The organism is Odoribacter sp. N15.MGS-14 (assembly GCF_000980245.1).
Taxonomy (GTDB): Bacteria; Bacteroidota; Bacteroidia; order Bacteroidales; family Marinifilaceae; genus Odoribacter; species Odoribacter splanchnicus.
Map to the genome: position 1 here is coordinate 1 of NZ_LARE01000125.1, position 2,628 is coordinate 2,628.

Here is a 2,628-nt window from a genome sequence, read left to right on the forward strand (position 1 = left end):
ATTCATCCCGATTCGCCCTATGAAATCCGGGAGGGAAAATTCACCTGGCTGGGAGAAGGATGGAGCTTTACCGGTGGTATAGCTCAGGTTTTCGAGCCTTGGAGGAATGTTACCTGGCGTTGCAATTCGCCGATGAGTGATGTGGTGAAAGCGATTGAACTGGAAAAGGGTTTGGTGCGCTTTAATTACAACAAACGTCCCGAAGGCCGCGTAGGACAAGTATTTCAGATGCGGGACGCTATCCGGGACGAGGTCTGTGGTTTGATTCTGAAAAGTAAACAGGTGACTCTTGAAGATTTGAATATCCATTTCCTGGGTAATTTCGGGATTGTCGGACAATATTCGGAAAATTTGACTTATAACCGTTTGAATTGTACACCTGAATGGGGGCACGGACGGACTTGTGCCGGTTTTGCCGATTTTGTTCAAATGTCGGGATGCCGGGGGAAAGTGAGTATTTTGGATTCTCGTTTTGAAGGGGCTCAGGACGATCCGATCAATATTCACGGTACTCATCTGAAGGTAATGGATTATCCGGCTTCTAATCAGGTGCGTGTACGTTTTATGCATAACCAATCCTTCGGTTTCGAGGCTTTTTTTAAAGGGGATGAGGTGGAGTTGGTGCAGGTGAACTCGTTGCGTAAACTGCAATCGGCCCGGGTGAAACAAGTCAAAAGACTGGATAACTATGAAATCTTGCTGACCCTGGACCGGCCCGTCGATGAACAGGTGAAGCAACAGCCTGTTGTGGTGGAGAATGTGACCTGGACACCCGAAGTACTGATCCGGAATAATTATTTCTCCAGAATACCGACACGGGGAATATTAGTGACTACCCGCCGGAAAGTGGTGATTGAAAAGAATATTTTTTTCAGGACTCCGATGAGTGCTGTACTGATCGCCGACGATGCCCGAAGTTGGTATGAATCCGGTCCGGTATCGGATGTAACGATCCGGAATAACTTCTTTGTGGAATGCGGTTCTCCTGTCATCAGTATAGCGCCTGAAAATGACCGGCCCGATGGGGCGGTACACCGGAATATCCGTATTCTGGCGAATCGTTTTGCTCTGAGTGGAAAGGAGGGGATTTATGCCCGCTGGACCGAAGGACTGGACATTCGGGATAATTATTTCGAATACTCTGAACAGCTTCGTCCGGAGGATTTTATTCGTTTGGAAAATTGCGAAAGTGTACAAATAGAAAATAATCGTAGCGGTTTGAAATAAAAAATAAAAAAAAGTAGATTTTTTTTCTGAAAAAATGAGTAGAAAAATCAATTTTAACTGTTTACCAAATAAACGTCCGTTTAAATCAGTCGAAAGTTTATAAAGTCCATAAAGTTTATAAAGTTCGTGGACCCTGCGGGCGCCTGGTTAATTGACAATGGATAATTGACAATTGACAATGAAACGGGATACCCCAGGAATAGAACCTATCAAATTGACTATCAATTATTTTACCTCTGGCTTCTTTTCTCATTTTTCTTACCTTTTTTATTCCTTTATGGAAGCGAAGCTTCCAATAATTGTCAATTGTCAATTGTCATCTGTCAATTATTCTTTTGGCGGAAAATCCGCCAAAAGAATGGGACGTTTTTTATATTTAAAACTGTTTAATATTGAAAGACTATTCTCATTATAAAGCTTATGATTTAGTTCAGGATGAGGAATTCCTGAAGTATTGTTTACGTCTTGATGAAGAGAGCGTTAGGGATTGGGAACGGTTGATGCGTGCTGATTGTGCTTTGGCTGAAGAGGTGGAAAAAGCGCAATGGTTTATCCGGAATATGCATCATCAGGAACAGAGGATGAGGCCGGAAGAGAAGGCACAGGTATGGGAAGCTATCCGCCGGAATTGTCGGAAGAGCCCTCGTTTACTATATCGGATAAGTACGGTTGCCGCTTGTTTATTACTGACCTTGTCGACAGCTTTTTGGCTATATCGAATGCAGGCGGAGAAAGCGCTTACCGCTATAGAATTGGTCGGTAAGCCTACAGGGACTGGTTCGGAAGTACTTTTGGTGCTGGCAAACCGACAGGAAAAATTGGTTGCTGCCGAAAATACAGTTCTGAATTATGATTCTACCGGACGGATCAGTATCCGGACTGATTCATTGACTGAAGAAGCTACGATAATCAATGACCGACAGACTGCTGTTTTCCATCAGCTGTTGGTGCCTGCCGGTAAACGTTCGTCCATCACTTTTTCCGAAGGAACGAAAATTTGGGTGAATGCAAATTCCCGGGTCGTATATCCTGCCGAATTTGAAAAAGAAAAACGTGAGATTTATGTGGAAGGAGAGGTGTTTCTCGAAGTGGCTAAGCAGGTCGATCGGCCTTTTTATGTGAGAACGCGGGAATTTGAAGTGCGTGTGTTGGGTACTTCTTTCGGTATCCGGGCCTATGAGGATGAGATGGAGCAAGGGGTCGTCCTGGTGAGCGGAAAAGTGAATGTGAAGACGAAAGATAGACAGGAAACGGTGCTGACTCCGAATGACCGCTATGTTTTACAGAATGGAAAACCTGTAGTCAAACTGGTCGATGTTTATGAATATATCAGCTGGAAAGACGGGGTCTTGTGTTTCGAGCGTTCCTGCATCGGAGATATCCTGACCCGGTTGGAAAAAT

General features: G+C 44.3%; 2 protein-coding genes. Both read left to right on the forward strand.

Annotation, left to right across the window (positions count from 1 at the left end; genetic code table 11):
• Positions 1-1,227 (forward strand): right-handed parallel beta-helix repeat-containing protein (locus WS34_RS14310; protein WP_046405685.1); only part of this gene is annotated, 1,227 nt, incomplete at its 5' end.
• Between the two features lie 392 nt (positions 1,228-1,619).
• The coding region (locus WS34_RS14315; protein WP_046405687.1) for a FecR family protein at positions 1,620-2,628 on the forward strand (1,009 nt) is incomplete at its 3' end.